Origin of the sequence: Borborobacter xinjiangensis (assembly GCF_047739745.1) — a bacterium.
Classification (GTDB): Bacteria; Pseudomonadota; Alphaproteobacteria; order Rhizobiales; family Rhizobiaceae; genus Pseudaminobacter.
The window spans coordinates 34,497-60,653 of sequence record NZ_JBLLVA010000017.1; the positions used below are offsets into that span (position 1 = coordinate 34,497).

25 protein-coding genes are annotated in these 26,157 nt (G+C 61.6%); 13 read left to right on the top strand and 12 right to left on the bottom strand.

Features of this window, described 5'->3' with window-relative positions; all coding sequences use genetic code 11:
- Positions 1-15: 15 nt before the first annotated feature.
- The 3 genes from ACLKMW_RS17395 to ACLKMW_RS17405 all read left to right on the top strand — a co-directional run bounded on the left by ACLKMW_RS17395 (position 16) and on the right by ACLKMW_RS17405 (position 2,512).
- Entirely contained in the window at positions 16-405 is a 390-nt protein-coding gene (locus ACLKMW_RS17395; RefSeq protein WP_415725751.1) for a hypothetical protein, read from the top strand.
- Positions 406-441: 36 nt separating this feature from the next.
- Positions 442-1,911 carry a multicopper oxidase family protein gene (locus tag ACLKMW_RS17400; RefSeq protein ID WP_415725752.1) on the top strand — a complete coding sequence of 490 codons (1,470 nt, stop codon included), beginning with the start codon at positions 442-444 and terminating at the stop codon, positions 1,909-1,911.
- 142 nt (positions 1,912-2,053) lie between these two features.
- Positions 2,054-2,512, top strand: a complete 459-nt coding sequence (locus tag ACLKMW_RS17405) for a DUF411 domain-containing protein (protein WP_415725753.1) — start codon at positions 2,054-2,056, stop codon at positions 2,510-2,512.
- A gap of 100 nt (positions 2,513-2,612) precedes the next feature.
- Here ACLKMW_RS17405 and ACLKMW_RS17410 read toward each other — a convergent pair whose 3' ends face one another.
- The 7 genes from ACLKMW_RS17410 to ACLKMW_RS17440 form a co-directional block, all read right to left on the bottom strand.
- The gene (locus ACLKMW_RS17410; RefSeq protein WP_415725754.1) at positions 2,613-2,960 is read right to left on the bottom strand and encodes a hypothetical protein; all 348 of its coding nucleotides are present in this window, start codon (positions 2,958-2,960) and stop codon (positions 2,613-2,615) included.
- 2 nt (positions 2,961-2,962) lie between these two features.
- Positions 2,963-4,279 carry a sulfite oxidase gene (locus ACLKMW_RS17415; RefSeq protein WP_415725755.1) on the bottom strand — a complete coding sequence of 439 codons (1,317 nt, stop codon included), beginning with the start codon at positions 4,277-4,279 and terminating at the stop codon, positions 2,963-2,965.
- Between the two features lie 83 nt (positions 4,280-4,362).
- Positions 4,363-4,557: a hypothetical protein gene (locus ACLKMW_RS17420; protein WP_415725756.1), complete on the bottom strand. Its 195-nt coding sequence runs from the start codon at positions 4,555-4,557 to the stop codon at positions 4,363-4,365.
- On the bottom strand, positions 4,547-5,068 hold the full coding sequence (locus ACLKMW_RS17425; RefSeq protein ID WP_415725757.1) for an RNA polymerase sigma factor: 522 nt from the start codon (positions 5,066-5,068) through the stop codon (positions 4,547-4,549). The genes ACLKMW_RS17420 and ACLKMW_RS17425 overlap by 11 nt, the downstream gene beginning before the upstream one ends.
- Positions 5,069-5,072: 4 nt before the next feature.
- Positions 5,073-5,252, bottom strand: a complete 180-nt coding sequence (locus ACLKMW_RS17430; RefSeq protein WP_415725758.1) for a hypothetical protein — start codon at positions 5,250-5,252, stop codon at positions 5,073-5,075.
- 19 nt (positions 5,253-5,271) lie between these two features.
- Positions 5,272-6,285 (bottom strand): 2Fe-2S iron-sulfur cluster-binding protein, encoded by a 1,014-nt coding sequence (locus tag ACLKMW_RS17435; protein WP_415725759.1) that lies wholly within the window; start codon positions 6,283-6,285, stop codon positions 5,272-5,274.
- A 9-nt stretch (positions 6,286-6,294) separates the two neighbouring features.
- Entirely contained in the window at positions 6,295-6,561 is a 267-nt protein-coding gene (locus ACLKMW_RS17440) for a glutaredoxin family protein (RefSeq protein WP_415725760.1), read from the bottom strand.
- A 324-nt stretch (positions 6,562-6,885) separates the two neighbouring features.
- On the opposite strand from ACLKMW_RS17440, the gene ACLKMW_RS17445 reads away from it, so the two are divergent.
- The 6 genes from ACLKMW_RS17445 to ACLKMW_RS17470 all read left to right on the top strand — a co-directional run bounded on the left by ACLKMW_RS17445 (position 6,886) and on the right by ACLKMW_RS17470 (position 16,860).
- Complete coding sequence (locus tag ACLKMW_RS17445) at positions 6,886-7,278, top strand: ArsR/SmtB family transcription factor (protein ID WP_415725761.1); 393 nt, start codon at positions 6,886-6,888, stop codon at positions 7,276-7,278.
- A 134-nt stretch (positions 7,279-7,412) separates the two neighbouring features.
- Positions 7,413-10,253 carry a heavy metal translocating P-type ATPase gene (locus ACLKMW_RS17450; protein ID WP_415725762.1) on the top strand — a complete coding sequence of 947 codons (2,841 nt, stop codon included), beginning with the start codon at positions 7,413-7,415 and terminating at the stop codon, positions 10,251-10,253.
- A 286-nt stretch (positions 10,254-10,539) separates the two neighbouring features.
- Complete coding sequence (locus tag ACLKMW_RS17455) at positions 10,540-11,799, top strand: efflux RND transporter periplasmic adaptor subunit (RefSeq protein WP_415725763.1); 1,260 nt, start codon at positions 10,540-10,542, stop codon at positions 11,797-11,799.
- On the top strand, positions 11,796-14,972 hold the full coding sequence (locus ACLKMW_RS17460; RefSeq protein WP_415725764.1) for an efflux RND transporter permease subunit: 3,177 nt from the start codon (positions 11,796-11,798) through the stop codon (positions 14,970-14,972). The genes ACLKMW_RS17455 and ACLKMW_RS17460 overlap by 4 nt, the downstream gene beginning before the upstream one ends.
- Before the next feature lie 7 nt (positions 14,973-14,979).
- Entirely contained in the window at positions 14,980-15,534 is a 555-nt protein-coding gene (locus ACLKMW_RS17465; RefSeq protein WP_415725765.1) for a MerR family transcriptional regulator, read from the top strand.
- Positions 15,535-15,552: 18 nt separating this feature from the next.
- Complete coding sequence (locus ACLKMW_RS17470; RefSeq protein WP_415725766.1) at positions 15,553-16,860, top strand: FAD-dependent oxidoreductase; 1,308 nt, start codon at positions 15,553-15,555, stop codon at positions 16,858-16,860.
- A 126-nt stretch (positions 16,861-16,986) separates the two neighbouring features.
- On the opposite strand, the gene ACLKMW_RS17475 is transcribed toward ACLKMW_RS17470, so the two are convergent.
- Positions 16,987-18,171 carry an MFS transporter gene (locus tag ACLKMW_RS17475; RefSeq protein WP_415725767.1) on the bottom strand — a complete coding sequence of 395 codons (1,185 nt, stop codon included), beginning with the start codon at positions 18,169-18,171 and terminating at the stop codon, positions 16,987-16,989.
- Positions 18,172-18,429: 258 nt separating this feature from the next.
- Between ACLKMW_RS17475 and ACLKMW_RS17480 the strand changes: the two genes are divergently transcribed.
- The gene (locus tag ACLKMW_RS17480; protein WP_415725768.1) at positions 18,430-20,256 is read left to right on the top strand and encodes a hypothetical protein; all 1,827 of its coding nucleotides are present in this window, start codon (positions 18,430-18,432) and stop codon (positions 20,254-20,256) included.
- Between the two features lie 135 nt (positions 20,257-20,391).
- On the opposite strand, the gene ACLKMW_RS17485 is transcribed toward ACLKMW_RS17480, so the two are convergent.
- Positions 20,392-22,767 (bottom strand): heavy metal translocating P-type ATPase, encoded by a 2,376-nt coding sequence (locus ACLKMW_RS17485; protein ID WP_415725769.1) that lies wholly within the window; start codon positions 22,765-22,767, stop codon positions 20,392-20,394.
- Positions 22,768-22,987: 220 nt separating this feature from the next.
- On the opposite strand from ACLKMW_RS17485, the gene ACLKMW_RS17490 reads away from it, so the two are divergent.
- The 3 genes from ACLKMW_RS17490 (at position 22,988) to ACLKMW_RS17500 (ending at position 24,886) form a co-directional block, all read left to right on the top strand.
- Positions 22,988-23,197 (top strand): heavy-metal-associated domain-containing protein, encoded by a 210-nt coding sequence (locus ACLKMW_RS17490; protein WP_415725770.1) that lies wholly within the window; start codon positions 22,988-22,990, stop codon positions 23,195-23,197.
- A gap of 295 nt (positions 23,198-23,492) precedes the next feature.
- On the top strand, positions 23,493-24,500 hold the full coding sequence (locus tag ACLKMW_RS17495) for a cation diffusion facilitator family transporter (RefSeq protein ID WP_415725771.1): 1,008 nt from the start codon (positions 23,493-23,495) through the stop codon (positions 24,498-24,500).
- A gap of 50 nt (positions 24,501-24,550) precedes the next feature.
- Positions 24,551-24,886 carry an ArsR/SmtB family transcription factor gene (locus tag ACLKMW_RS17500; protein WP_415725817.1) on the top strand — a complete coding sequence of 112 codons (336 nt, stop codon included), beginning with the start codon at positions 24,551-24,553 and terminating at the stop codon, positions 24,884-24,886.
- Positions 24,887-24,932: 46 nt separating this feature from the next.
- Here ACLKMW_RS17500 and ACLKMW_RS17505 read toward each other — a convergent pair whose 3' ends face one another.
- The 3 genes from ACLKMW_RS17505 to ACLKMW_RS17515 form a co-directional block, all read right to left on the bottom strand.
- Entirely contained in the window at positions 24,933-25,190 is a 258-nt protein-coding gene (locus tag ACLKMW_RS17505; protein WP_415725818.1) for a DsbA family protein, read from the bottom strand.
- Positions 25,163-25,300, bottom strand: coding sequence for a hypothetical protein (locus tag ACLKMW_RS17510; RefSeq protein ID WP_415725772.1), 138 nt, complete (start codon positions 25,298-25,300; stop codon positions 25,163-25,165). Before ACLKMW_RS17510 ends, ACLKMW_RS17505 begins: the two co-directional genes overlap by 28 nt.
- Before the next feature lie 389 nt (positions 25,301-25,689).
- Entirely contained in the window at positions 25,690-26,154 is a 465-nt protein-coding gene (locus ACLKMW_RS17515) for a CopG family transcriptional regulator (RefSeq protein WP_415725773.1), read from the bottom strand.
- Between the last annotated feature and the right edge of the window lie 3 nt (positions 26,155-26,157).

Below are 26,157 nucleotides of genomic sequence, written 5' to 3' on the forward strand. Positions count from 1 at the left end.
AAGAGGTTTGAAGCGATGCAACGGTTCTTCATCGCATTGCTGATGATCGTCTCGGTTGTCATGGTTGGCATCGCGGCGCCGGCGCACAGCGCCGGCATGGCCGCGACACCGCAGGCAACGGCCGCAGAACATGGTTCGCAGCATTCCAGCGCCGACAAGCCATCAACCTCATGCCATGCTGTAACGGTCTGTCAGGAAAACCCCAGTCTTTGCCAGTTTATCTGCGCCGGCATGATGATCTGGCTCGCAACTGAGCAGATGCCCGATACGATCTTCCCATCGAAAGCGAACTGGACGATCTCACATAAATCCAACCCGGATGGTGTGGTCCCCAGCCGCAACGAGCGCCCTCCCAACGCCGGTCTTTCCGAAAACCAGTGGCGGCGCTTGCGCCTGCCGACCTGAATTTCAGCGGGAGCGAAGTCCTCCCAGGAGACCGAAATGACACATATTTCACGACGCGGCTTTCTTGCCGCCAGCGCTGCCACCTTGTCCGCAGCAGCTCTACCGCGCCCGGCGTTTGCCCAAAGCGCTTTGTCGCTCAGCGCTGCAACACGCGTTCTGGACGTTGACGGGCGGGCCGCTACTGTTCTGGGCCTCGCGGGGCCGAACGGCCAGGGCCTGATCCTCAACCCGGGTGAGCGCTTCCGCGTCGATCTGACCAACAGGCTGGATGCACCGACGCTCATCCACTGGCATGGTCAGATCCCGCCCAACGAACAGGATGGCGTCCCGGACCTGCCGCGTCCGATGCTGCAACCGGGCGAAACGCGCTCCTACGATTATGAGCCGCTCGAAGGCACCTACTGGATGCATGCGCATATCCCGTTGCAGGAAATGAACCTTCTGGCTGCGCCGCTGATCGTGCGCAGCGCCGAAGACGTGAGGGCTGACCGCCAGGAGGTGGTGATGTTCCTTCACGACTTCTCGTTCAAGGCGCCCGAAGAGGTCATGGCAGAAATTACGGGTGGCCATGGCGGCGGTCATGACATGCACAATATGGGTGGTTCCGCGCCCGGAGCCGCGATGGACCACTCGGGCATGCAGATGGGTGGCTCGCCGATGCAGATGGACATGTCGTCGATGCAGGGCATGGCCATGGACCTGAACGACTATGACTGGGACGCTTACCTGACCAATGACCGTACCTTGACCGATCCGGACGTGATCCGGGTGGAGAAGAACGGCCGGGTCAAGCTGCGGGTGATCAACGGAGCCTCGGCCACCGTGTTCTGGATCGATACCGGCGCATTGTCCGCCCGCCTGGTTGCGGTCGATGGTCATGCAGTGGAATCCATCGAAGGCACCCGGTTCGGGATCGCCATGGGCCAGCGTCTCGATCTGGAGCTGGACGTTTCCGGAGAGGGCGCATGGCCGGTGCTGGCACTGCGCGAGGGGGCCAGGGAGCGCACGGGGTTGGTCCTTGCGACACCCGGTGCGACGATCCCAAAGCTTGAGGCGCTTGCAGAAACGAATGCGCCGGCCTTCGATATCGACCTGTCGCAGGAGCTGAAGCTGCGCGGCGCGGACAATCTTGCGGAGCGAGCGACGCAGCGCAGCCACATGGTCATGCTGGGCGGCTCGATGCAGCCCTATGTCTGGACGATCGACGGCAAGGTCTGGGGCGATCACAAACCCGTCGTCGCCAGGAGTGGCGAACGGGTCGAGATCATGTTCCACAACATGTCGATGATGGGACACCCAATGCACCTGCACGGCCATGTCTTCCAGGTCGTCGACATCAATGGAAGGCGGATCAGCGGTGCGCGCCGCGATACCGTCTATGTCCCCCCGATGGGCATGGTCACGGTTGCCCTCGATGCCGGCGAGGCAGCGCGCTGGATGCTGCATTGCCACCACATGCCGCATCTCCAGACCGGCATGATGACCGAGTTCAGCGTTTCCGCCTGATCGTAAAAGAGCTGCGCCGCGCAAGCGGCGCAGCTCTGTATGCTTGCGCTTTCGGTATTGGCGAGCCGACGGCTGCTGATCGCAAGGGCATACGCATGATAACCATACGGGCTTCCTGCTCCGCAAATCAGAGGAAAACAAAATGACCCTTTCCCGCCGACATTTGATGGCCCTTGCGGCTGTTGGAGTTGCCACCACACTGGCGATATCCGGGGCGCGTGCTCAAGCGCCCCTGCCTGAAATGGAGGTCGCGCGATCGGCCAGTTGCAGCTGCTGCGCCGTCTGGATCGATCATGTCCGCAATGCCGGTTTCATGGTTCGCGAGACAATTCGCGAGGATCTCGACGTCGTCAAAGCGCAACTTGGAGTACCTGTCGACTTGCAGTCGTGCCATAGCGCGACGATCGACGGCTTTGTCATTGAAGGACACGTTCCCGCAGCAGATATCCGACGGCTGTTACAGGAGCGGCCTGCCGCGGCTGGCCTGGCGGTTGCTGGTATGCCGATAGGTTCTCCGGGCATGGAAGTGCCAGGCCGGTCGGATTCCTATGACGTGATCCTGTTCGCCGATACGGGTCGGCAGGTATTCGCTCGACACTGATCTTGGTCATCCGCCCCGGCGGCAGCGTCCCGAGTGCAAGTTGCCGTAGTGGTTGCTGTAACGACCATCGCAGCAACCACTACATGTCCGGCTTATCCGCTCAGGGACTTGGGGTGAACGGGCTGACCCAGCCGCCGCCCGGCGCGGGATCCTTCGGCGGATAGGCCTGAGCGAGGTAATCGAGCAGGACCTTGCGCGTATCCGCGTCCGGCTCGAACATGTTGTGTTTCTGGGTCATCCAGGTCAGCGTCTCATCCCAGCGGTTCCGATCCATACCTTGCCGGGCAACTACCTTGATTGAGTGGCATCCCACGCAGTATCCGAACGTCTCGTCACGGCCCGGGAAATCCGGCATTGATTCGGGTGAATCATCCTGACTGAAGGCTGTGGTCGCGGAGAGGAGGACGGCCGCAGTCGTGGCTATCCGAAGTGCTCTGAACTTCAGCATGGTCAGCCCGCCAGGATCGCGATGCGATGCAGCGGGTTGGAGCCATAGCCCTGCGGATTCCAGTTCGTCGCGACATGCGGTTGAGCGACGCCTCTGGAGTCCGTCGCTCGCGCCCAGATCTCGAAATAGCCCTCGCTCGGCAGCTTGATGTCCCCGGTCCAGCGGACCCAGTCGTAGCGGTTCCGCGGTTTTGCCAGCGCCATCGAATGCCAGCGTTCACCGGCGTCAATCGAGACCTCGACTTTCGTAACTTCATGGTCACCGGCCCAGGCTGCTCCGCGTATACTGACCTGACGCGCGGAGACCGGGAGGCGCGTCCCATTCGCTGGCGCCGTAATGATTGACCGCACGGGCATCGAGGTCATATCTGCGAAGTTGGTTTTCCCATCAACGTTAGACCCTGGGATGAGTGGAACCGTCGGGATTCGGTAGGAGGTTCCACCCATTCCCTGGCCATCATGCGGCGTTGCGCGCACCAGGATGCGGTTGAGCCATTTCGAGGACAGCGAAGCAGGCCAGCCTGGCACCAGCAGACGCAAAGGCCCACCGTGAATATGCGGCAGCGGTTCGCCATTCATGGCCCATACGATCAGGCTGTGGGGTTCAAGCGCCTTTTCGATCGGCATGCCCCTTGAGATGGCGGCGCGTTCGGTGTCACCGGAGAGATGGGGATCGGCCCCAAAGTGACCGGTGAACTTGGCCGAAGACTTCAGCCCGCATGCCTGCAGCACGTCGGCCATCCTGACACCGGTCCATTCGGCACAGCCAGCACCGCCGTTCTTCCACTGGTTGCCACGCGCTGCAGGTTGAAAGAAGGAACGGCCATTGCCGCCACATTCCAGGACCATTCGGAAGGTGTGCTGGGTAAATTTCGATTTCAGTTCGGCGAGGGTGAGGATCAGGGGTGTGTCGACCTCTCCATCGACCCTGAGCTGCCAAGCCTCCATGTCATCCACCTCATCCGGGAGCTGGCCGTTGTTCCGGATGAAGAACTTCGAGATTGGTGTGGTGTCATCGTCGAGCAGGCTTTCCGGAGTCTCGGCAACAAGCGGCCGGTCACCGAGCAGAATGAGCCCCTTGTCCTTCCCCGGGAAGTCGAAGGGCTGAGGTCCGGTCGAGGCGCCACTGGCAGATGTACCTTGAGCGGCCGCAGGCGTGACGACAGCCAGACGAGGCAGCGCGCCGAACGCGACACCCAGGGCAGCAAGGCTCCCGCCGAGCACCAGTCGCCTGGAGGCACCGGACGAGAACGAGTGGTCCGCCCGGTGAACTTCCGCGCCTTCGTCAGCGTTTTCCCGCGTCGAATTCCTGTTGAGCATGTCATTCCTCCCAAAAAACACATTATCCCTTGAAAGAGACGACGGATAACAGGCCGGATTTATTCCATCTCGTGACGGATTATTCAGCGACCGCAGGCAGGCGCGACTCTTCGCGCTTCGGACAATGCAGCGATCTCGTCGCCTGGCAAGTCCGCATCTTCTACGGTGAGGCGCGCAACGAGCGCGGCGGCGTCTTCCGAAGCCAATTCGCCGTCCACATAGGCGTTGAGGCTTTCCCAGGGAACAGTGCGTTCTTTCCTCACAATGCTATCGATCATTGTTTTTTGCCAAGGCTGCGGGCGGGCGATAGTTTCCGCCCTCTATGGCCTCCAGAAGGCTCAGTCTTGCGCGGCTCAGGCGGCTCATTACCGTACCAACCGGCACGGAGAGGATTTCTGCCGTCTCGATGTAGCGAAAGCCTGCCAAGTCCACGAGCTCGATGATTTCGCGATGCTTGGGCTCCAGGCGCTCCAATGCCTGCCGGACGGTGATAGCCGCAATAAGAGGCTGATCGCTACACCATAGGAAGGTTTCGGGCACCGCATCTTTCGCATTTTGAGACACTCTCTGGTGGCGGTGGTCATCGATCCAGACATTACGCAGTATTGCGAAAAGCCAGGGTCGCAATCTGCCATCCTCTTCAGGTGGCGATGCCGCCAGCGCTCTGACCGCACAGGCCTGCAGCAAGTCGGCGGCGTCTTCGCGGTCGCCGCATAGCCGAAGCGCGTAGGAAAACAGTCGCTGCCAATTTTCGCGCAAGGCACGTTCAACTGCGAACTGCCGGGCCATTTCCTCAAGTGACCCGGTCTGGATTTTCTGGTTCGGGCTCGTGCAGGTGGCGACCCACACGGTCGAGCAGATCCAGCAACTCGGCCTCATCCACCGCATCAGCCAGCATGAGAGTACGAACGATCGGATCAGCGAGAAGCTCATCAATAGTTAGTTCGGGTGAGCATGCGCTGTTGCAGTTCAAGGCTCTCGATCTCCGTCGTTCAGGTTGAGGTGTCGGGCGTGAAAAACACGTCCGCATGCATATCGTCGCTCTGCAGGCCGCGGGCGAAGACTGCTTCCATTGTGGCGTCGACCATGGCGGGCGGCCCGGCGACGTAGGCCTTCCATCCATCGAAGTCGGCGAGATCCTCGACTATTGCCTGGGTGACAAAACCGCGCCGATAGCCTTGCGTGGCCGCCTCCGACAGGACAGGGGTGAAGGAAAGCGTCGGGTGTCGGCCGGCCAGACTCCTGAAGTGATCGACCAGATAGAGATCGCGCTCGGTGCGGGCTCCGAAATAGACGTGGATCGGCTGCTTCATGCCGTGCGCAAGGGCGGTTTCGACGATCGATTTGATCGGCGCCAGACCTGAGCCGCCGGCAACGCACAGGATCGGGCCGGAATGATGCTGGCGCAGATAGGATGATCCGAGGGGAAACTCGAGCCGGGCTCTATCGCCGATTTTCAGCGCGTCATGGACATGCTGGGACGCGACGCCGCCCGGGACACGGCGAACATGGAATTCCAGGCTGTCGTCGCCATGCCGGTTGGCCATCGAATAGCTGCGCGACGGCATGCCATCGAACCCGACCTGCGCATATTGTCCTGCGGAGAACAGCAAGGGCTCACCGTCCGAAGACGCAAGCCGCACAAGCTTGATATCGTGCGTCAGATCCTCGAGGCCGGTGACAACCGTCTGAATCTGCCGTGGCGTTTCGACGGCGTCATCGTCATCGCTGCCCAGCCAGGCGACGGCCGCATCCGTCTGCGGCACCGCACGACAGGCGAGGATCAGGCCGTCAGCCTTTTCGTCTTCGGTGAGCGCGAAGCGAGAATGCTGAAGGAGCTCAACCTCACCCTCGATCAGGCGCGACTTGCAGGATCCGCAACGGCCGGATCTGCAGCCATGCGGATAGGGGATGCCAGCGGCAAGTGCCGCATCGAGGATGGTGTGCCCATGCTCGACCTTCAGACTGGTTCGCGCCTGCCGGATATCAACGAGTTTTGGCGTCATGTCGGGTACTTACCTGGCCTCGGCCAATCCGAGAGCCTTGATGAGGCCGGGTTTCTGGCTGGGAAATGTTCCGTAGAAGACCTCCTCGCCGACGATGGTGATCGGGGCCACCCGGACGCCGGTGCGCGCTTTGGCTTCCTCGGCGATATCGCGATTGGTGAGGTCGCGCTCTTCATAGGTGAGGTTCTGCTGGTCGAGCCAACGCTTGAGCGCATGGCAGTCCGGGCAGGTGGGGGTCGTGTAGATCAGTATCGGTGGCGTGCTTTTCCCGGTCATCCTGTCTGCCTTTCGCGGATTTTGGCGTGTGGGCACGTCGACGAGCCATCAAACGAGAGCTGTCGAGGTGCGATTTTCAGCAGGTTGCGGGTTCCAGCGCTTGTAAGGTCAAGCCCGATTCTGTACCCACAGGAGAGATTTTGTGGTGTTCGGCGTAGAAATCCGCGCAACGCGGGAAGTTTTCGACCCGGACAGACACGGGGCTGTCGATCCGCGACGCGCTCTGGCGGGGCACTCCTTCTGCGGAGAACGCCCGACAAACAATGTGGACGGGGCCACGCCCTCACAGGCAGCTTTCGTCCCGAGCAAAGGTAGAACAGGCGAATGACGAGCCGGAAGACGAAACCCAAGGACGACACGCGGGAGGAACCGATCAAAGGCGGTGACACTGCGCCGCATAGCCACCTGGACCATTCCTCGCTGTCGCAAAACGAGGTCACGATCCTTGCGGAAACCTTCCGGCTGCTTGGCGATCCCTCGCGGCTGAAGATCCTGCTCAGCTGTCTGCCGGGGCCGATTTCGGTCGGCGACATTGCAGAAAAGCTGGAACTGTCCCTGACGCTCGTCAGTCACCATCTGCGCCTGCTGCGCGGGGCCCGGCTCGTCAAGGGCGAGCGGCAGGGCAAGCATATCTTCTATGCGATCGCCGATGAGCATGTCAGCCAGGTCCTGCAGGATATGGCCACGCATATCGCCGAGGACCATGCGGACGATTGATTGCGCGTGTGGGGCATAATTTTCCTACTAACACTTGAATAGCTGTTCAAGTGTGTTAATAAATCCTTCCGAAGCCACGCAGGACGTGCGCGAAAGCGCGCGCGCCCGCTGCGCCGGTCAGAAAGGAGATCGCAATGACAACTGGACTTTCAACGCCAGGCGTTGCCGGGGAACGGCTCGGCTTTCGCGTCGATGGCATGGACTGCGCGAGTTGCGTCGGCAAGATCGAGACGGCGTTGGGCCGTCTTGGGGGTGTCTCGGACGTTACCGTCAATTTCGCCAGCGAGACGCTGGTGCTTTCGCGCCAGACAACAAGCAAAACGACGTCAAAGGACATCGCCAAGAAGATCCGTTCGCTGGGCTTCGACGTGACTGAACTACCGGCGGCGGCGGTTCCCGCTGCTCCCGTAGAGCGTTCCGAGTGGCATTCCGGGCACGATCACAGTGGTTGCTCGGGCAATCATGCTCATGATCATAGCGGGCATGATCACGCGGGACACAAACATGGCGAGCATGATCACTCCGGCTGCGGCGGTCACGACCATGCGCACAAGCACGACCATTCCGCGCACAATCATCACGGTGGAAACTGTGATGGTCATTCGCACGACCACGACCACGGTCACGGTCATGAGCATCACGGCAGCTGTGCCGGCGATCACAAGCATGACCATCACGATCATGACCATGACCACGGCGGTTGCGGTGGCCACGACCATTCCACCCATGCCACGCCCGTATCACGCGCTGCTCCGGCTACTCCTCCCAACGTCTCGATGCGGGTCGAGGGCATGGATTGCGCGAGTTGCGTCGGCAAGATCGAGGTGGCGCTGGCGCGAATGCCGGGCATTTCCGACACGCGCGTGAACTTCACGACCGAAACGCTGGAACTGACCCTCGCCGCAGGTGCAGCGACCAAGGTCAGCGATATCGAAAAGACCATCAAGAGCCTGGGCTTCGGCGTCTCCAATACGCGCGAGCTGTCGTCCTCATCCGATGCCGTGGTCGATATCGCCCCCGCGCCGATGCGCAATCAGCGCTGGTGGCAGACCCGCAAGGGCAAGCATGTCATCGGCCTCGGCCTGCTGATGGGCTCGGCCTACGGCGTCGCGCAGTTCATTCCGCTTTATGCAGAGTGGATCTTCGCGGCTGCGGTCATTGCCGGCGTCATTCCGTTTGCCCGCAAGGCGTTTGCGCTGGCGACCTCGGGGTCTCCCTTCTCCATCGAAACGCTGATGGTAGTCGCATCGCTGGGCGCCCTCGTGATCGGGGAAGCCGAAGAGGCGGCAGCGGTCGTGTTCCTGTTTGCGGTCGGAGAGTTGCTCGAAAGCGTGGCTGCCGGGCGGGCACGCGCCGGCATCAAGGCCCTCGCGTCGCTGGTTCCCAAGACGGCGGTGCTTCTCGACCCGAATGGCGGCCAGCGCACGGTGCCGGCATCGTCGCTGCGCGTAAACGATCTCGTTCTGGTTCGACCCGGTGACCGCGTGCCTGCCGACGGCCAGATCGTCCAGGGGACCTCCAGCCTCGACGAATCGCCGATCACCGGCGAATCCGTTCCGCGCTCGAAGGCCAGGGGCGAAACTGTGTTCGCCGGTTCGATCAACGTCGATGGCGTTCTGCAGGTCAGTGTCGAGAAGACAGCATCGGACAACACCATCTCGCGCATCATCCAGCTTGTCGAGCAGGCCCAGTCCGCCAAGGCGCCGACGGCCCGGTTCATCGAGAACTTCAGCCGCTACTATACGCCGGCCGTGATGCTGATTGCTGCGCTGATCATCACCGTGCCTCCGCTGGCGATGGGTGGAGACTGGGATACCTGGATCTATCGTGGCCTTGCCCTGCTGCTGATCGCGTGCCCCTGTGCGCTCGTCCTGTCGACGCCAGCGGCTATCGCTTCCGGCCTCGCTGTCGGCACGCGCCGTGGCCTGCTGATCAAGGGCGGCAACGCCCTCGAGACCATCGGCAAGGTGCGCGCCATTGCCTTCGACAAGACGGGAACGCTGACCGAAGGCAAGCCGCGCGTCACCGAGGTCCTGGCATTCGGCAAGACTGAAGAGCGTGATGTCGTAGCCCTTGCGGCGGCGGTCGAGACGGGGTCGAACCACCCGCTTGCGAAGGCGATCATCGGCCGCGCCGAAACCGACGGCATCGCTGTCCCCGCCGCGCAGGATGCATCGGCGACGGCGGGCAAGGCCGTACACGCAACCGTTGCCGGACGTCGCCTGGCCGTCAGCTCCCCGACCCATGCCGGACAGGTGGCAACACTCAACGCGCTCGAGCGTGCGGCAATCGAAAAGCTTGAAGATCGCGGCAATACGGTTGCCGTCCTCTTCGACGAGCAGGCGAAGGAGATCCTTGGTCTTATCGCGCTGCGTGACGAACCGCGTCGCGATGCGCGCGAGGGCGTCGCCCAGCTCAAGGCAATGGGCGTGCGATCGGTGATGCTGACGGGCGACAACCGGCGCACCGCCCAGGCGATCGCCAAGGGTCTTGGCATCGAGTGGAGCGCTGAGCTCCTGCCGCAGGACAAGCTCAATCTCGTCAACGAGATGAAGAGCCAGTCCAAGGTTGCCATGGTCGGCGATGGCATCAATGATGCCCCGGCGCTTGCGACGGCCGATGTCGGCATCGCCATGGGCGGTGGCACCGACGTTGCGATCGAGACGGCCGATGCTGCGCTGCTCAAGAGCCGCGTCACGGACGTTGCCCATCTCGTCGCGCTGTCGCGCGCCACCATGGCCAACATCCATCAGAACGTTGTCTTCGCGCTGGCGTTGAAGGGGCTGTTCCTGGTCACCAGCGTTATGGGCCTTACCGGCCTGTGGATTGCGGTCCTTGCCGATACCGGGGCAACGGCCATCGTGACGCTCAACGCCCTGCGGTTGCTGCGCTTCAAGGGGGCGAAGGCGGCCGAAGACGATGGCCGCGACGAAGGCATGCCTTCTCGCCCGCTGGTCCCTGTCGAAAGCCACTGACCGCTTGATTGATGAAGCCGCCAGTCATCCACGACTGGCGGCCTCGGTGACCGGACCTGCTGATTTATCGCGCTCATTCAGGAACGGATTTCGGCTCGAAAGATGTCGGCGAAGTACGGAATGCGGTTGGCCGCTACATGACTTGACGACTGCGTCAAGGGTCCGCTTGGAAATAGTTTTCCAAGGGCCTTGACCTTCCTATCGTTGGAAGCCCCACCTTCGCCAAAAGTGATCGCCGCTGTGTCCCGCTGGCCGGAAACGCGCGCTCTTAGGAAGGTGAACGAGAATGAGTAATAAAGCCGCCACTTTGTTTCTGGCCGGTGCAGTGGTTGCCGGCGGTACGCTTGCGATGGTCTATCGCGATGAGGTTGGCCCCTACGCGAAAAGCTTGCTGACGCTGGTCTCCTCGACGGTGGCGGCGGAAGCTGCGGCGCAGCCGGCCCAGATGCCTGTGCCGCAGGTGCCGGTCGCCGAGGTCATCACGCGCACGGTCGCGCCGTCTGCCGAGTTTACGGGCCATCTCGAAGCGACGAGGGCCATCGAACTGCGTTCGCGCGTCGGCGGCGCCATCGACACCGTCAGCGTCCCCGAGGGTGGCTTCGTGCGGCCGGGCGAGCTTCTCTTCCAGATCGATCCACGACCTTTTCAGGTTGCGCTGGACTCGGCGAAGGCTCAGTTGCAGCAGGCTCGCGTCCTGCTTGAACAGGCCGAGATCGATTTCAGGCGCGCAGAGCAGCTGGCGCCCAATGGCACGGTGTCGCGCAAGACCTTCGATGATGCGCGGGCCGTGCACCGTCAGCGCCAGGCCCAGGTCGAGATCGCCAAGGCCGCCGTTGCGGCCGCAGAGCTGGATCTGTCTTTCACCCGCGTCACCGCACCGATCGCCGGTCGCGTCGACCGGATTCTCGTTACGGAGGGCAATCTCGTCACGGGCGGGAATGCCGGAGCAGCAACCCTCCTGACCACGATTGTTTCGACCGATCCGCTCTATGTCTATTTCGATATCGACGAAGCCACCTATCTCGGCTTCGTGGGCAATGCGCGCTCGCCCGAGACGGGCAAGGTTGCCGGCAAGCTGCCGGTACAGGTCGGTCTGATGACCGATGCAGGCTTTCCCCATGCCGGTGAACTCGATTTTCTTGGCAACCGCGTCGACCGGAGCACCGGCACGATCAGGGCCAGGGCCGTTGTCAGGAACCCGGACGGCAGACTGACACCTGGCCTCTTCGCGCGGGTGAAGCTCGTCACCGCCGAGCCAGCCCAGACCGTGCTGATCGACGACCAGGCGATCGGCATTGATCAGGGACGCCGGTATGTCCTCGCACTCGGGGCCGACAACAAGGCGGAATACCGACCCGTCGAGATCGGGCCAATTGTCGATGGCCTGCGCGTTGTTTCGGCCGGTCTCAACCCGGCTGACAAGATCATCATCAAGGGGCTGGTTCGCCCCGGCATGCAGGTGGTCCCGCAGATGATCTCCATGCTGCCGGGCGAGGCTGCCGATGGCGACCGGGCTGCTGCGCAGGCGCAGGAGGCGCGTCAATGAATATCCCACGCTTTTTCGTCGACCGTCCCATCTTCGCCGTCGTCCTTTCCGTCCTGATGCTGATCGCCGGTGGCCTCACGCTGCTGAAGCTACCTTTGAGCGAGTATCCCCAGGTCACGCCCCCGACCGTTCAGGTCACCGCGAGCTATCCGGGCGCCAATCCGGCCGTGATCGCCGAAACGGTCGCCGCTCCGCTTGAGCAGGCGATCAACGGCGTCGAGAACATGCTCTACATGAGTTCGCAGGCGGCGACCGACGGACGCATGACCCTGACCATCGCGTTCAAACAGGGCACCGACCCCGACATGGCGCAGATTCAGGTGCAGAACCGCGTGTCGCGCGCCTTGCCCAGGCTGCCGCAGGAAGTGCAGCGCATCGGGGTCGTCACGCAGAAGACGTCACCGGACATCCTGATGGTCGTCCATCTCGTTTCGCCCGATAATCGCTACGATCCTCTCTATCTCTCGAACTTCGCGATCCTGCAGGTGCGCGACCAGCTCGCGCGGCTGCCGGGTGTCGGCGACGTCATTCTCGGCGGGGCCGGCGAGTATTCGATGCGCATCTGGCTCGATCCTGCCAAGGTGGCGGCGAGGGGGCTTACCGCAAGTGACGTCGTTGCGGCCATTCAGGAGCAGAACGTTCAGGTGGCCGCCGGCTCGGTCGGCCAGCAGCCCGATGCCTCGGCCGCTTTCCAGGTCACGGTCAACACGCTCGGAAGGCTTTCCAGCGAGGAACAGTTCGGTGACATCGTCGTCAAGACGGGCGCGGAGGGGCAGGTAACCCGTCTGCGCGATGTTGCCCGTGTGGAGCTCGGAGCTGACGCCTATGCGTTGCGCAGCCTGCTCAACGGCGAACCGGCGCTGGCGATGCAGATCATCCAGAGCCCGGGTGCGAACGCGCTCGACGTGTCGAGTGCTGTGCGCAGCACCATGGCGGAGCTTCAGAAGGGCTTCCCGGAAGGCGTTGAATATCGCATCGCCTACGACCCGACGGTCTTCGTGAAGGCCTCTCTCGAAGCCGTGATCGTGACGCTTCTCGAGGCGGTCGTGCTGGTCGTCATCGTGGTCGTGCTGTTTCTCCAGACATGGCGGGCGTCGATCATCCCCCTGGTCGCGGTTCCCGTCTCGCTGGTCGGCACTTTCGCGCTGATGTACATGTTCGGTTTCTCGCTGAACACGTTGTCTCTGTTCGGTCTGGTCCTCTCGATCGGCATCGTCGTCGATGACGCGATCGTCGTGGTTGAGAACGTCGAGCGCCACATCGCGCTTGGAGAAACGCCGAAGGAGGCCGCGCGCAAGGCCATGGACGAGGTGACGGGCCCCATCGTCGCCATCACCTCCGTGCTGTCGGCTGTGTTCATCCCCTCCGCGTTCCTGTCGGGATTGCAGGGTGAGTTCTACCGGCAGTTCGCGCTGACGATCGCGATCTCGACCATCCTGTCCGCAGTCAACTCCCTCACGCTGTCGCCGGCGCTGGCAGGTGTGCTCCTGAAGCCTCACCACGGCGATGTGAAGCGCGACCTCGCAACCCGCATGATCGACCTGGTGTTCGGTTGGTTCTTTCGGCTGTTCAACCGCTTCTTCGATGGGGCCTCGAACGCTTATGTGTGGTCGGTGCGCCGCGCCGCCAGGCTGAGTGTCCTCGTCCTGCTCGTCTATGCGGGCCTTGTCGGCATGACATGGGTCGGCTTCCAGGCCGTGCCCAACGGTTTTGTCCCGGCACAGGACAAGTACTATCTCGTCGGCATCGCCCAGCTTCCAACCGGGTCCTCGCTCGACCGGACCGAGGCAGTCGTCAAGAAGATGTCGGAGATCGCGCTGGCCGAACCAGGCGTTGAAAGCGTCGTCGCCTTCCCGGGCCTCTCGGTCAACGGCATGGTCAACATCCCCAATGCTGCCGTCATGTTCACGATGTTGAAGCCGTTCGAGGAAAGAAAGGATCCCTCGCTCTCGGCCTTTGCCATCGCGGGCAAGCTGATGGGCAAGTTCTCGCAAATCCCCGATGGCTTCGCCGGTATCTTCCCGCCGCCACCCGTTCCGGGGCTTGGCTCAACCGGCGGCTTCAAGATCCAGATCGAGGATCGGGCGGGCCTCGGCTTCGAAGCGCTTGCTCAGGCGCAGGGCGCAATCATGGGCAAGGCAATGCAGACGCCCGAGCTTGCCGGGATGCTGGCGAGTTTCCAGGTTAACGCACCCCAGGTGCAGGTCGATATCGACAGGGTGAAGGCCAAGTCGCAAGGCGTGCCACTCAACACGATCTTCGAGACCCTGCAGGTCAACCTCGGCTCGCTCTACGCCAACGACTTCAACAGGTTTGGACGCACATACCGGGTGATGGTGCAGGCGGACGCACCCTTCCGCATGCAGCCGGAGGACATCGGACGCCTGAAGGTCCGCAACGCGGCTGGCGACATGATCCCGCTCTCGGCCCTGCTGACCATCAGGCTCAGCTCAGGTCCGGATCGGGTCATGCACTATAATGGCTTTCCGTCCGCCGATATCAGCGGCAGTCCCGCGCCGGGCTATTCGTTCGGACAGGCGACGGCAGCGATGGAGCGTATCGCATCGGAAACTCTGCCATCCGGCATGGCGTTCGAATGGACGGATCTCGCCTATCAGGAGAAGCAGGCCGGCAACACCGCGATGTATGTCTTCCCGCTGTCGGTCCTGCTCGCCTTCCTGATCCTGGCGGCGCAGTACAACAGTTGGTCGCTTCCCTTCGCGGTCCTGCTGATCGCACCGATGGCCTTGCTCTCGGCGATTGCCGGGGTGTGGTTTACCGGCGGCGACAACAACATCTTCACGCAGATCGGCTTTGTCGTCCTTGTTGGACTCGCCGCCAAGAATGCGATCCTGATCGTCGAGTTCGCACGGGCGAAAGAGGATGAGGGTCTCGATCCGCTGGCCGCCGTTCTTGAAGCGGCTCGTCTGCGCCTGCGACCGATCCTGATGACGTCGCTTGCCTTTATCGCTGGCGTCATCCCGCTTGTCATCGCGACGGGAGCGGGCGCCGAGATGCGGCACGCCATGGGCATCGCGGTCTTCGCCGGCATGCTCGGTGTCACGCTCTTCGGCCTGCTGCTGACACCGGTCTTCTACGTCGTCGTGCGACGCCTCGCGATCAGGCGGGAGCGCCCGCTTCCCCATGGTGGCGAAGTCGAGGCGCAGACCTGAAACGTCAATGCAAACTCCCACGCCGGGGCAGCAGCGCCCCCGGCGTGATGTCCCGGGGATCGAGCACGTAGCGATGATGGGTTCGGGAGCCAATCTGGAAAGGACTTCAAACATGGAAATTGGCATTGGTGAACTCTCCCGGATCACGGGCATCAAGATTCCGACCATCCGCTATTACGAACAGATCGGGCTTTTGGCCGAAGGTTCACGCAACAAGGGAAATCAGCGGCGTTACGAGCATCGGGCGGTTCATCGCCTGCTGTTCATCCGTCGCGCCCGTGATCTGGGCTTCAGCATCGACGCGATCAGGGATCTTTTGCGTCTTGCCGACAAGTCAGTGCCGGACTCCTCCGAAGCGCTGAGGATCGCGAAAGAGCAGCTTGCTGCCGTCGAAGACAAGATTGCGCAACTGGAAACATTGGAAAAGGTGATGCAGCTCATCGCCGATGGGGAGGACAACACCAACCTGGCGCAGTGCGATATCTTGCTCCTCAATGACGAGAGTCATGGCGAGGAGTGTGCGGCGAAATCCTCAGGCAAGGGCCGTGAAACGGTCCATTAGCCGACGATGAAAGGTGGCATGGCATTGCGATACATCTATTCCCATGTGAACAGGAGCCAAAGCTGCATCGTGGTCGGTGCGGGGCCGGCGGGCCTGATGCTCGGGTTTCTCCTGGCCCGGGCCGGTGTCGATGTAACGGTCGTGGAAAAGCACCCGGACTTCCTGCGTGACTTTCGGGGAGACACCATCCACCCGTCGACCCTCGAAGCGATCCATGAGCTTGGATTGCTCGACGAACTCCTGGCGCTTCCCCACCAGAAAGCCTATCAGCTCCACGCCGAAATCGCCGGTCGCAAGGCGACGATCGCCGACTTTTCCAGGCTGCCGACACGCGCCAAATTCATTGCCTTCATGCCGCAATGGGACTTTCTGGATTTCCTGGCAAGGAAGGCCAAAGCGTTCCCGCGCTTCCGGCTGATGATGGCAACGCAGGTCACCGCGCTTCGTTGGGACAATGAACGCGTTGTCGGCGTTAACGCACACCATGAGGGACGCGACATCGTTCTGGAAGCCGATCTCGTCATCGGAGCGGATGGGCGCAATTCCGTTATCCGTGAGGCAGCCGGACTCGAGGTCCAGAGCTTTGGAACAGCGACGGATATTCTATGGATGAAGGTCTCGAAGCACGTCGACGATCCCCAGCAGGCGATGGGTCACGCGGGATCACGCCAGGGGATGGTTCTGATCGATCGCGGCGACTATTGGCAATGTGGTTATGTGATCACCAAAGGGACGGTCGACGCGTTGAAGCACGAGGGCCTTGAAGCGCTCCGCAGGAGGCTCTCGGCGATTGCGCCTTTGCCCTCGGACCGTTTTGAGGAAATCCGTTCCTGGGACGACGTGCATCTGCTCAGCGTTCGGATCGATCGTCTGGCAAAATGGTGGAAACCCGGCGTTCTTTGTATCGGGGATGCCGCCCACGCCATGTCGCCGATCGGCGGTGTCGGGGTGAATCTCGCCATCCAGGACGCGATCGCCACGGCCAACATACTGGCGGAACCCTTGCGGGAGGGGCGGATGGAAACGCGGCTGCTTTCTGCCGTGCAGCGCCGGCGCAGCTTTCCAACGAAGGCGACCCAGAAGCTGCAACTGATGATGCGCAGCCGCAAGCGGGCGGGCGAGGCGCCGCGCAATGCAGGAGATCGCAAGCCTCCCCTTTTTCTGCGCCTGATTGCGCGCTCATCGCTGTTGCCACGGTTGACCGGCCGTCTCATCGGGATCGGGTTTCGACCGGAGCATGTGAAGACGGCGCTCGTCGACTGGACCTGTTCATTGAATGGCCCTTCAAATCATTCACGGCAGGACAAGACGCCGGTGACACATTGAATGCCGTATTCGGAAACTCATGGATCTGAGGTGTCTCGTGAAAGACAACTGACGATCGAGCGAGTGCCAGGAGGTTAAGCCGTCACCCGATGCGTCTCGCCCTGCCAGATGACAGAAATATGCTTATCAGCTTTTAGGATTGCGCGCCGCTTGCCAGAGCAGTGGCACGAGGATCAATGCGACCGGAGGAAACAATAACCAGTTGATCGCTGCCCAGCCCGAACTGTGCAGGATGCTGCCGGCCAGAAACGAAACGGCGGCCGTTGTTCCGAATACCATGAAGTCATTCGCGCCCTGCGCTTTGGCGCGCTCGCCGGGCGTGTGGCAGTCGGTAACCATCGCGGTTGCTCCGATGAAGCTGAAATTCCAGCCGATCCCCATGATGGCGAGCGACCCCCAGAAATTGATCAGCTCAAGCCCGGCCAGAGCGACCACGGCCGAAACAGCGATAAGCAGCATGCCCGCCGCCGTCACACGCTCCTTTCCGAAGCGCGCCATCAGGCGGCCGGTGATAAAGCTCGGTGCGAACATCGCCAGGAGATGCCACTGGATGCCGAGCGCTGCGCTGTTGACGGAATGGCCGGTGTTGACCATCGCGATCGGAGCGGCCGTCATGACAAATGCCATGAGGCCATAGGAGACGACACCGGCTGCGACCGCGAGCATGTATCGGGGCATCGTCAGGATCTGGAACAGGGTACGGCCGGAGCTTTCGGAGGCGGGCTGCAAACCGGGTTGGGGTGTGCGCAACATCAACAGAACCGGAATGGACAGCAATGGCAGCGCGGCCTGACTGAGGAAACTGCCGACATAGGGCGTCTCGGGAAAGGCGTCGCGCGTCCAGATGACGAGCTGCGGACCGATGACGGCAGCGATCAGCCCACCGACCATCACCCAGGAAATTGCGCGTGCCTTCAATGCGCCTTCGGCCGCGTCCGCGGCAGCAAAGCGGTAGCTCTGGACATAGGATCCATAGAGGCCGGCGGTAAAGCAGCCGACGCAGAACAGCAGGAACGATGATGCGAAAATGCCGAATGCAGCGATAAGTCCTGCCGCGAGACCGAACAGGGCGCCGAACAGATAGCCACCACGCCGTCCCCAGGCGCGCATGACGAAAGCGGCGGGCAGCGTGCCGATCGCCAGGCCAAGGCCGAAGAGGCTGACAGGCAACGTCACCCAAGCGGGGTTTTCCGCAAGCTGCTGGCCGACCAGGCCACCGAGCGACATGACGATCGGTGCGCTCGATCCGCCGAGAGCCTGAGCGGCGGTCAGAACGGTTATGTTGCGCCGGACAGTGGCAGTATCGTTCATGGTAGCTCCCACAATAATTGTTTTGACGTTGACATGCCGGCAAAACGTCCGGGTTTTGCGGGAGCAGATCTTTCAATTTACGTATATATTCAAATACCGGGTAGGGGTATCTGTATGTTCGATGATTATTCGCAGTGAAGCCGATCAATCTGCGCTTTCGCAAGCGGCCCCGATCGAGCTTCTGCAAATCATGTGGTAACTGCTGTCATCCCGGTCCGGGATCGTTGTTGAAACCCGGCATGGTGCCAAGGAGGAGACTTGGAAGCGGACGATTATACGCCATTCCCGCAAATGCCTGCTATGTCCTGGCTGCATTGGCATGCTGCCTGCGCATTCGGCATGGCCGGCATCGAGGAACAGCTGATCGGCAATGTCCTGCACCCCGGGACAACACAGACGTGGGAAGATGCGAACAGTTTCTACGGCAATATCCATACCGAGGCACGCCACCCGACGGCGCTTGCGTTTTCAGACGAAATGCATGCATGGCAGCGGGCCTTCTTCATCGAGTTGATGGAGCGGGAAACTGGCTTCGACATCGCGCCCTTTGATCCCGGGCCGTTCATTGCCATGGCCCGTGAACAGGACGCAGCATTCGACTTCAGCAGCGCCGTCGATCGTGTTCGCGATGCAGTTTATGCAATGCCGCATATGGGGCCGTTTCGCGCAGTGCCGTGGACGGCACAACAGATCGGCCGCGGAATCAGTTCTTACGCAAGCTGGCTCTTCCACGATGGCAAGACGGTCCGTCTCTACGGCAAGCCTCTGATGGACAAGGATGGCAGGATCATCGAAGGCGTCGATCCTGCAGCGTTCCGGATGGTGGGCCAGTTCTTCGCCGTTGACCAGAGGCAGGGTTATGCCTTCGTTCAGCACAAACAATTTCCCTACGTCGATCATATCGTTCCGCTGCAAGGCGTCGACCTACAGAGCTTCGTTGCCCTCAATCATTCCTTCGCGAGAGACAATTCCGCTGTCTTTCACCGTTCGGGAAAGCGTCTGACGAAGGATGTGCGGGGATTCGAGATCCTGCCCGCACCCGATGGCAGCCCGGAGCGGAGCGAAAAGGCGCAGGACAGCAAGCACACCTATGCCGGCGACAAGGTTCTGGAGGGGCGATCCTGGATGGCGCCGGTCGACGCCGTATGCTGTCCGGTCAGGACGATCACGATCGATGAGCGGATCGTTTTGCCACCAGCCTATCGGCTTTTCGCCAGCATGGAACGCGACCCGGACGGATTGCCGCCGGCCGGCCTCAGGCCAATGCTGCGCGATTTGCGCGAGCACTTCGGGCAGCTGTTCAGGGTCGGTCGCGTGATGATCAAGGCGGGCAGGTTTCCACGCGTCAAGCTCACGCCTGCCCATTGGCAAAAGCTGGAGGAGGCGGCCCGGGGGAGCGGAGCGCACGAGACGTTCCGCGCCGAATTCTACGACAGGCTGGACCATGACGGACTTGCGGGCGAAACGCCGTCCGGCAACCTGAATGCTGGCGTGATGCGGATAACGCTCGACCTCGCCTTCCCGGCCCTGTTCGACTGGGCGCAGGTGGATGCGGTGCTATGGCCGCATCTTGAGGCGCTTCCCGTGCTCTATGCCGTGCAGGGCTACGGGATCGCGACGGAAATGCGCCATTGGGCTAATCGCGATCCGGCTCTGCATGCCCTGGCGGTCCGGGAGCATGCCGTCTGCGGGCTTGGACTGAGTGGCGCGGACATGGATGGCTTTTCGGACAGACCCGAGCATCGCAGTTTCGCCAGCACGCTTCCGGCCGGATACAGGCCGGTTCCTGATCTTGGTTTCAAGACGCTCGTAGCTGCCGATGTGCTCCGCGAAACCACGCTGGCGCGGCTCGCGAAGGTTCCGTTGGCTCAGCTTTCGACAGTCGCAGGCGGCGCTACACTGATCCAGCTCGGTGAAGTTCCGATCTGGGGGGTCGAAAGCGACGAGGCGGCCTTGATCGCGGCTTACAGGCAGGCCCGCAGCGCCCTGTGTGAACATGCTCTCTCGCAAGAGATGCTCGTCGGCGGCGCTTATGGCGATCTCGTGCCGGCAATTGCAGCCAGATATCTCGAGGACTGGCGATAGCACCGACGGCGCTCGCCGTTGCGGCTGGAATCAACGCCGACAGGCCGGATGATCTTGCGAGATCATAGCCACCCCCAAAGCGGGGGTGGCAGGGGCATGGTGCGGCGGTCCCTGGCTCCAACAGGGACGCAGTGATTACAGTCTAGTGCTTCTCAGCCGCAACGAGTTGGTAATCACGCTGACGGACGAGAGCCCCATGGCGGCGGCTGCAATGACGGGCGAGAGCAGGATGCCGAACCATGGGTAGAGGATGCCCGCTGCGACCGGAACACCGGCTGCGTTGTAGATGAACGCGAAGAACAGGTTCTGCCGGATGTTGCCCATGGTTGCCCGGCTGAGCTGCTGGGCACGAACGATGCCCTGAAGATCGCCCTTGAGCAGCGTAACGCCGGCGCTTTCGATGGCGACATCTGTTCCAGTGCCCATGGCGATCCCCACATCGGCCGCGGCAAGCGCCGGAGCGTCGTTGACGCCATCGCCGGCCATGGCGACGATCCTGCCTTCCTTGCGCAGCCGCTCGACGATCGCTCCCTTGTCCTCGGGAAGCACTTCCGCTTCGACATTTGTGATGCCGAGCTTGCGCGCCACCGCCTCGGCGGTGGTTTTGTTGTCGCCGGTCAGCATCACCACGCGGATGCCCTGTTCGATCAGCGCCTTGACCGCGGAGGGGGTCGAGGCCTTGATCGGATCGGCGATCGCGAACAGAGCAGCAGGCGCCCCATCCATGGCCATGAAGACGACTGTCGCACCATCGTTGCGGAGCTTGTCGGCGTCGCTCGCCAGAGCGGCAACGTCGATGCCTGCTTCTGACATGATACGCTGGTTGCCGATGATCAGCTTTTTGCCATCGACAGTCCCCGTGACGCCCTTGCCGGTCGGGCTTTCGAAGTCCTTCACGTCACCGATGGCCAGACCACGCTCCTGCGCGGCGCTGACGATGGCATCGCCAAGCGGATGCTGGCTCGAGCGTTCGAGAGCGGCCGCCAGACGCAGCAACTCGTCCTCCGGCTGACCGGCTGCCGGAACGATGGCCGTCACCTTCGGCCGGCCTTCCGTCAGCGTGCCGGTCTTGTCGACGACAAGCGTGTCGACCTTTTCGAAGCGCTCCAGTGCCTCGGCGTCCTTGATCAGCACGCCAAGTCCGGCGCCCCGGCCGACCCCGACCATGATCGACATCGGAGTGGCGAGGCCGAGCGCGCAGGGGCAGGCAATGATCAGAACGGCGACCGCCGCGACCATGGCATGGGCGAAACGCGGTTCGGGGCCGACCATGAACCAGACGATGAAGGCGACGATGGCGATCACGATGACGGCAGGCACGAACCAGCCAGAGACATCGTCGGCAAGACGCTGGATCGGCGCGCGCGAACGCTGGGCATCTGCCACCATGCGCACGATCTGCGACAACATCGTATCACGGCCAACCTTGCCGGCCTCCATCACAAAGCCGCCGGTCTGGTTCATTGTACCGCCGATGACCCTGGCGCCGACTGCTTTCGTGACGGGCATGGACTCGCCGGTGATCATGGATTCGTCAACGGAACTGCGTCCCTCGACGAGCGTGCCATCGACCGGGACCTTTTCGCCGGGGCGCACACGCAGGCGGTCGCCGACCATTACCGCGTCGAGCTCGACATCCTCGTCCGTTCCGTCCGCCTTGACGCGGCGGGCGATCTTGGGGGCAAGGTCGAGCAGCGCACGTATCGCGCCTCCCGTCTGCTCGCGGGCGCGCAGTTCCAGAACCTGCCCGAGCAGCACCAGAACGGTGATGACGGCCGCAGCCTCGAAATAGACAGCGACCGCCCCACCCATTGTCCTGAAGGTATCCGGAAATACGCCGGGCGCGACCGTGGCGACCACGCTGTAAATCCAGGCAACGCCGGTTCCCATCGCGATGAGGGTGAACATGTTGAGGTGGCGCGTGACGAGCGATTGCCATCCGCGCTGGAAGAAGGGCCATCCGGCCCACAGGACAACAGGCGTCGCCAGCACGAGCTGCAGCCAGTTCGACGTCTGCGGACTGAGAAACATATGCAGGTCAATGAGGTGTCCGCCCATTTCGAGCAGGAATACCGGGAGCGTCAGAACCAGGCCAATCCAGAAGCGGCGGCGCATATCGAGATATTCTTCGCTCGGACCAGTGTCGAGAGACGGCATTTCCGGTTCCAGCGCCATGCCGCAGATCGGGCAATTGCCTGGGCCTGGCTGACGGATTTGCGGATGCATCGGGCAAGTGTAGATCGTCCCTTCCGCCACTGGCGCGGCGGCGGCTTTTGCCTGCCCGCCATGCGGATCCGCATAAGCAGCCGGATCGGCCTGGAACTTGCCCTTGCATTTCGCCGAGCAGAAATGGAACGTCTTTCCATCATGCTCAGCATGATGTTCCGTCCTGGCCGGATCGACATCCATGCCGCAGACGGGGTCCTTCGCCATCCCCGTCTTGTGAGCAGAATGATCATGTGCCGCATGGTCGTGCGAACCATGCGAATGCTGGTGTTGATGCGCCGGCATCGACGAGTCCTCCGTTTTCGCTTTCGAGCGGCGTTTATCTATCGCTCCTGCCCATGGCAGATCATACGACCATCAAACGCACGATCCGGTTTGCCTTCCAGGAAGGTCAGTGTGCAGCTTGCCACCGTTGTAAGGTCAAGCCAAAAATTCGTTTTCGCAGCTCTTGACCTTACAACGGTGGCAAGCCCCATTTTCATGAAAGCCAAACAAGGAGGCCTTCATGTATCTCTTCAACGTTCCGAACATGACATGCGGCGGATGCGCCAAATCGGTGACCAAGGCGCTTCAGAGCGTCGATGCCAGTGCGAAGATCGAGACCGACCCTTCCAGGCGCGAAGTGCGCGTTCAGTCCTCGGCGACCGAAGCCGACTTTCGGGCCGTTCTGTCCGAAGCGGGCTATCCCGTCGACGACAAGCCGGCGGCGGCCTGACGCAAGGGCCGTAACGCCTGGCAGCTGGCCATGGGTCAACAATAATCTTCGAACGCAATGAAGGGGCGGCCATTTGGCCGCCCCTTTTCTTTTCTGTCATTTGACATGATCAATTGCGCTCTCCCCTGCACAGCCCGCGGCCATGGCCTGACATCGTGCACCGCCGTCGGGATCGGTGAAGAATGCGCCGGTTTGCCCATGCATAAGGATTTTGTTGCGAGGGGGAGTTGACACGATAACATATGAACAGGTATTCAAGTGTTATATTGATAGCACCAACCGGACTGGAACGGCCATGGCAGACAATCCTCACTCCCACGGTGACCATAAGGGTCACGATCATTCGAACGGACATGATCATGACCACGATCATGATCATTCACACGTCCCCACGGTGACGAAGGACAATGAGCGCAAGATCCTCATCTCCTTCCTGATCATCTTCTCCTTCATGGTCGTCGAGGCTGTCGGCGGCGTCATTTCCGGTTCGCTTGCGCTGCTTGCCGATGCCGGTCACATGCTGACCGATGCGATCGCGCTCGGACTTGCCTATGTCGCGTTCCGTCTCGGACGCCGTGCCGCCGATTCGCAGCGCACCTTCGGATATGCCCGCTTTGAAGTGATCGCCGGCCTGATCAACGCTCTGACCCTGTTCGGTATCGTTGGCTGGATCCTCTACGAAGCCGTCGAGCGCTTCCAGGAGCCGCAGCCGGTTCTCGCCGGATCGATGTTCGTCGTGGCCCTCATTGGCCTGTTGGTGAACGTCTTCGTCCTCTGGTTTCTGACGCGCGGTGATACCGATCACGTCAACGTCAAGGGTGCGGTGTTGCACGTGATGGGTGACCTGCTCGGCTCGGTTGGCGCCATCGTTGCAGCCGTGGTGATCTGGTACACGGGATGGACGCCTATCGACCCGATCCTGTCGGTCTTCGTATCGCTGCTGATCCTGCGCAGCGCCTGGAGCCTGCTCAAGAACACCATGCATATCCTGCTCGAAGGCGCGCCCGCCAATGCTGGCAGCACGCAGATTGTCGAGCATCTTCGCAAGACCGTTCCCGGAATCCAGAACGTTGGCCATATCCACGTCTGGTCTTTGACCTCGGGTCGGGTGCTGGCGACGCTTCAGGTGCACCCGATGGATGGTGTCGACGTCCGTGCGCTGGTCAGGCAGGTCGAGGCTGAGCTGAAGTCGAAGTTCAACATCGACCACCCCACGATCGGCATCGATTGGGATGGAGATGCGAGTTGCAGCATCGAAAAGCCCAGCGAAGCCTCCGTCTCGCATGCCGGTCATTCGCACTGATCAACCCGACCTGCTCACACAGCAATACTGGAGAAAGAGTGGTGAACAACATGGAACCGATCTCGACCCAGGAACTGGATGTGCTCTCCGAAACCTTCCGCCTGCTGGGTGACCCCAGCAGGCTCAGGATTTTGCTTCATTGCGAAGACGGACCGAAGTCCGTGACGGACATTTCCGAAACGCTCGACCTGTCACAGTCCCTTGTCAGCCACCATCTGCGCCTGCTTCGCGGCGCAAGGCTGATGACGCGGGTGAGGCAGTCGAAGCAGATGTTCTACGAAATCTCCGACCACCATGTCGGTGATGTCCTTCTTGAAATGCTCTCCCATGTCCGAGAGGAAAGAGATCACGGCTCGCTGGCTGAAAACGTCACTTCTCCCTCCTGAGCGAGCAGCAATCTGGTAGGGAGCGCTGCATTTGCAGAAGCGGTGTTCAGTTCGATAGTTTCGCGTCGATCAGCCTCGATATCTCCTCGAAGGACATCCCTCCGGTTGTGAGTTCGCCGTTGATGAAAAATGAAGGTGTCCCTGTCACGCCGAACGCATTGACCGCCTGTTGGGTGAGTTCCTGAAGAGGGGTCAGTCCGTTCTGATCGCTGAGGACCCTCTCGAACTCTTCACGGTCGATGTCGAGCCGAGCACTGCCCGCATGGCGTCTGTCGATTAGTTGGCGGGAGGACTGACCTGCCAGACTTCGGCCACAAGCTTGCTGTCGCGGTAGGTGGCGACATAGAGGACCGGCACGGTTGTCTTGCCCTTGAAAGTCACGTTGACGGAGACCGTGGTTCCAACAGGGTTCACGCCTTCGACACCATCGCCGATCTCGGCGGACAGCGTGCCTTGCGGACGGAGAACTTTGACCAGACCCCGGCGATTTCGTCCGACGTGGTGTAGGTCTTGCTCAACGGGTCACCCACCCATTCGAGGCGCGCGCTTTCACCATATGTGCGGTAATCGCTTCGACATTTCCTCTCGCGATTGCCGCGAGGCGGGATCTGTTCTCGTCGAGCGCCGGACTGGCGAAGCTGGATCTTGCGCCTAGAAAAGTGACTGCAAGAGCAGTAGCTCTGACAGCAGAGCTATGGTTCACGTCGATTTCCTTGTTCGATGACAGCTCAGAGACGCTGGTGGGGGTGCCGATATTCCAGCTATCGGCAAATAGTTCAGCGGATCGTGTACGATTACACACATCAGTCGCCTGGCTGGGGGTCTTGTTCCGATCTCTCCTTCAGCGGCTCCATCGAAGTGCGATCACTAAGGTGATCATCCGGTATCTCCCGAAGGAAGCTCTGCCCCTGTTGCAGGCGTCGTCCAACTGTCTCGATGAATCCCTCGTAGCGTTCGCGACCTTTGGCCTGGGCCGCAGCGTTCGCGTCGCCGGTCAGTGGCGGCGTGACGGACAGCCAGAAGCGGACGTAAAGGGCAAGCGTCTCGGCTGTAATGCCGAGGTCGCGCTCGATCCGCTGGATCTGCCTTGTCATCCGATCAAGGCGGCGCGTCAGGGCGGCCTCGCGCTTATCTGCGCCATCGGGTGAAAGAAACGATGCGACCGCGGCCTCGACGATCGCCGAACGCGAGATTTTCTTGCGGTCGGCGAGATCAGCGATCTGGCGCAGCATATCAGGCGGGAAATACACATTCATCCGGTCGCGCATGGT

Coding starts and splice junctions, on each gene's coding strand:
- ACLKMW_RS17395 (WP_415725751.1), top strand. CDS start 16: ATGCAACGGTTCTTCATCGCATTGCTGATGATCGTCTCGGTTGTCATG.
- ACLKMW_RS17400 (WP_415725752.1), top strand. CDS start 442: ATGACACATATTTCACGACGCGGCTTTCTTGCCGCCAGCGCTGCCACC.
- ACLKMW_RS17405 (WP_415725753.1), top strand. CDS start 2,054: ATGACCCTTTCCCGCCGACATTTGATGGCCCTTGCGGCTGTTGGAGTT.
- ACLKMW_RS17410 (WP_415725754.1), bottom strand. CDS start 2,960: ATGCTGAAGTTCAGAGCACTTCGGATAGCCACGACTGCGGCCGTCCTC.
- ACLKMW_RS17415 (WP_415725755.1), bottom strand. CDS start 4,279: ATGCTCAACAGGAATTCGACGCGGGAAAACGCTGACGAAGGCGCGGAA.
- ACLKMW_RS17420 (WP_415725756.1), bottom strand. CDS start 4,557: ATGATCGATAGCATTGTGAGGAAAGAACGCACTGTTCCCTGGGAAAGC.
- ACLKMW_RS17425 (WP_415725757.1), bottom strand. CDS start 5,068: ATGGCCCGGCAGTTCGCAGTTGAACGTGCCTTGCGCGAAAATTGGCAG.
- ACLKMW_RS17435 (WP_415725759.1), bottom strand. CDS start 6,285: ATGACGCCAAAACTCGTTGATATCCGGCAGGCGCGAACCAGTCTGAAG.
- ACLKMW_RS17440 (WP_415725760.1), bottom strand. CDS start 6,561: ATGACCGGGAAAAGCACGCCACCGATACTGATCTACACGACCCCCACC.
- ACLKMW_RS17445 (WP_415725761.1), top strand. CDS start 6,886: ATGACGAGCCGGAAGACGAAACCCAAGGACGACACGCGGGAGGAACCG.
- ACLKMW_RS17450 (WP_415725762.1), top strand. CDS start 7,413: ATGACAACTGGACTTTCAACGCCAGGCGTTGCCGGGGAACGGCTCGGC.
- ACLKMW_RS17455 (WP_415725763.1), top strand. CDS start 10,540: ATGAGTAATAAAGCCGCCACTTTGTTTCTGGCCGGTGCAGTGGTTGCC.
- ACLKMW_RS17460 (WP_415725764.1), top strand. CDS start 11,796: ATGAATATCCCACGCTTTTTCGTCGACCGTCCCATCTTCGCCGTCGTC.
- ACLKMW_RS17465 (WP_415725765.1), top strand. CDS start 14,980: ATGCAAACTCCCACGCCGGGGCAGCAGCGCCCCCGGCGTGATGTCCCG.
- ACLKMW_RS17470 (WP_415725766.1), top strand. CDS start 15,553: ATGGCATTGCGATACATCTATTCCCATGTGAACAGGAGCCAAAGCTGC.
- ACLKMW_RS17475 (WP_415725767.1), bottom strand. CDS start 18,171: ATGAACGATACTGCCACTGTCCGGCGCAACATAACCGTTCTGACCGCC.
- ACLKMW_RS17485 (WP_415725769.1), bottom strand. CDS start 22,767: ATGCCGGCGCATCAACACCAGCATTCGCATGGTTCGCACGACCATGCG.
- ACLKMW_RS17490 (WP_415725770.1), top strand. CDS start 22,988: ATGTATCTCTTCAACGTTCCGAACATGACATGCGGCGGATGCGCCAAA.
- ACLKMW_RS17495 (WP_415725771.1), top strand. CDS start 23,493: ATGGCAGACAATCCTCACTCCCACGGTGACCATAAGGGTCACGATCAT.
- ACLKMW_RS17500 (WP_415725817.1), top strand. CDS start 24,551: ATGGAACCGATCTCGACCCAGGAACTGGATGTGCTCTCCGAAACCTTC.
- ACLKMW_RS17515 (WP_415725773.1), bottom strand. CDS start 26,154: ATGCGCGACCGGATGAATGTGTATTTCCCGCCTGATATGCTGCGCCAG.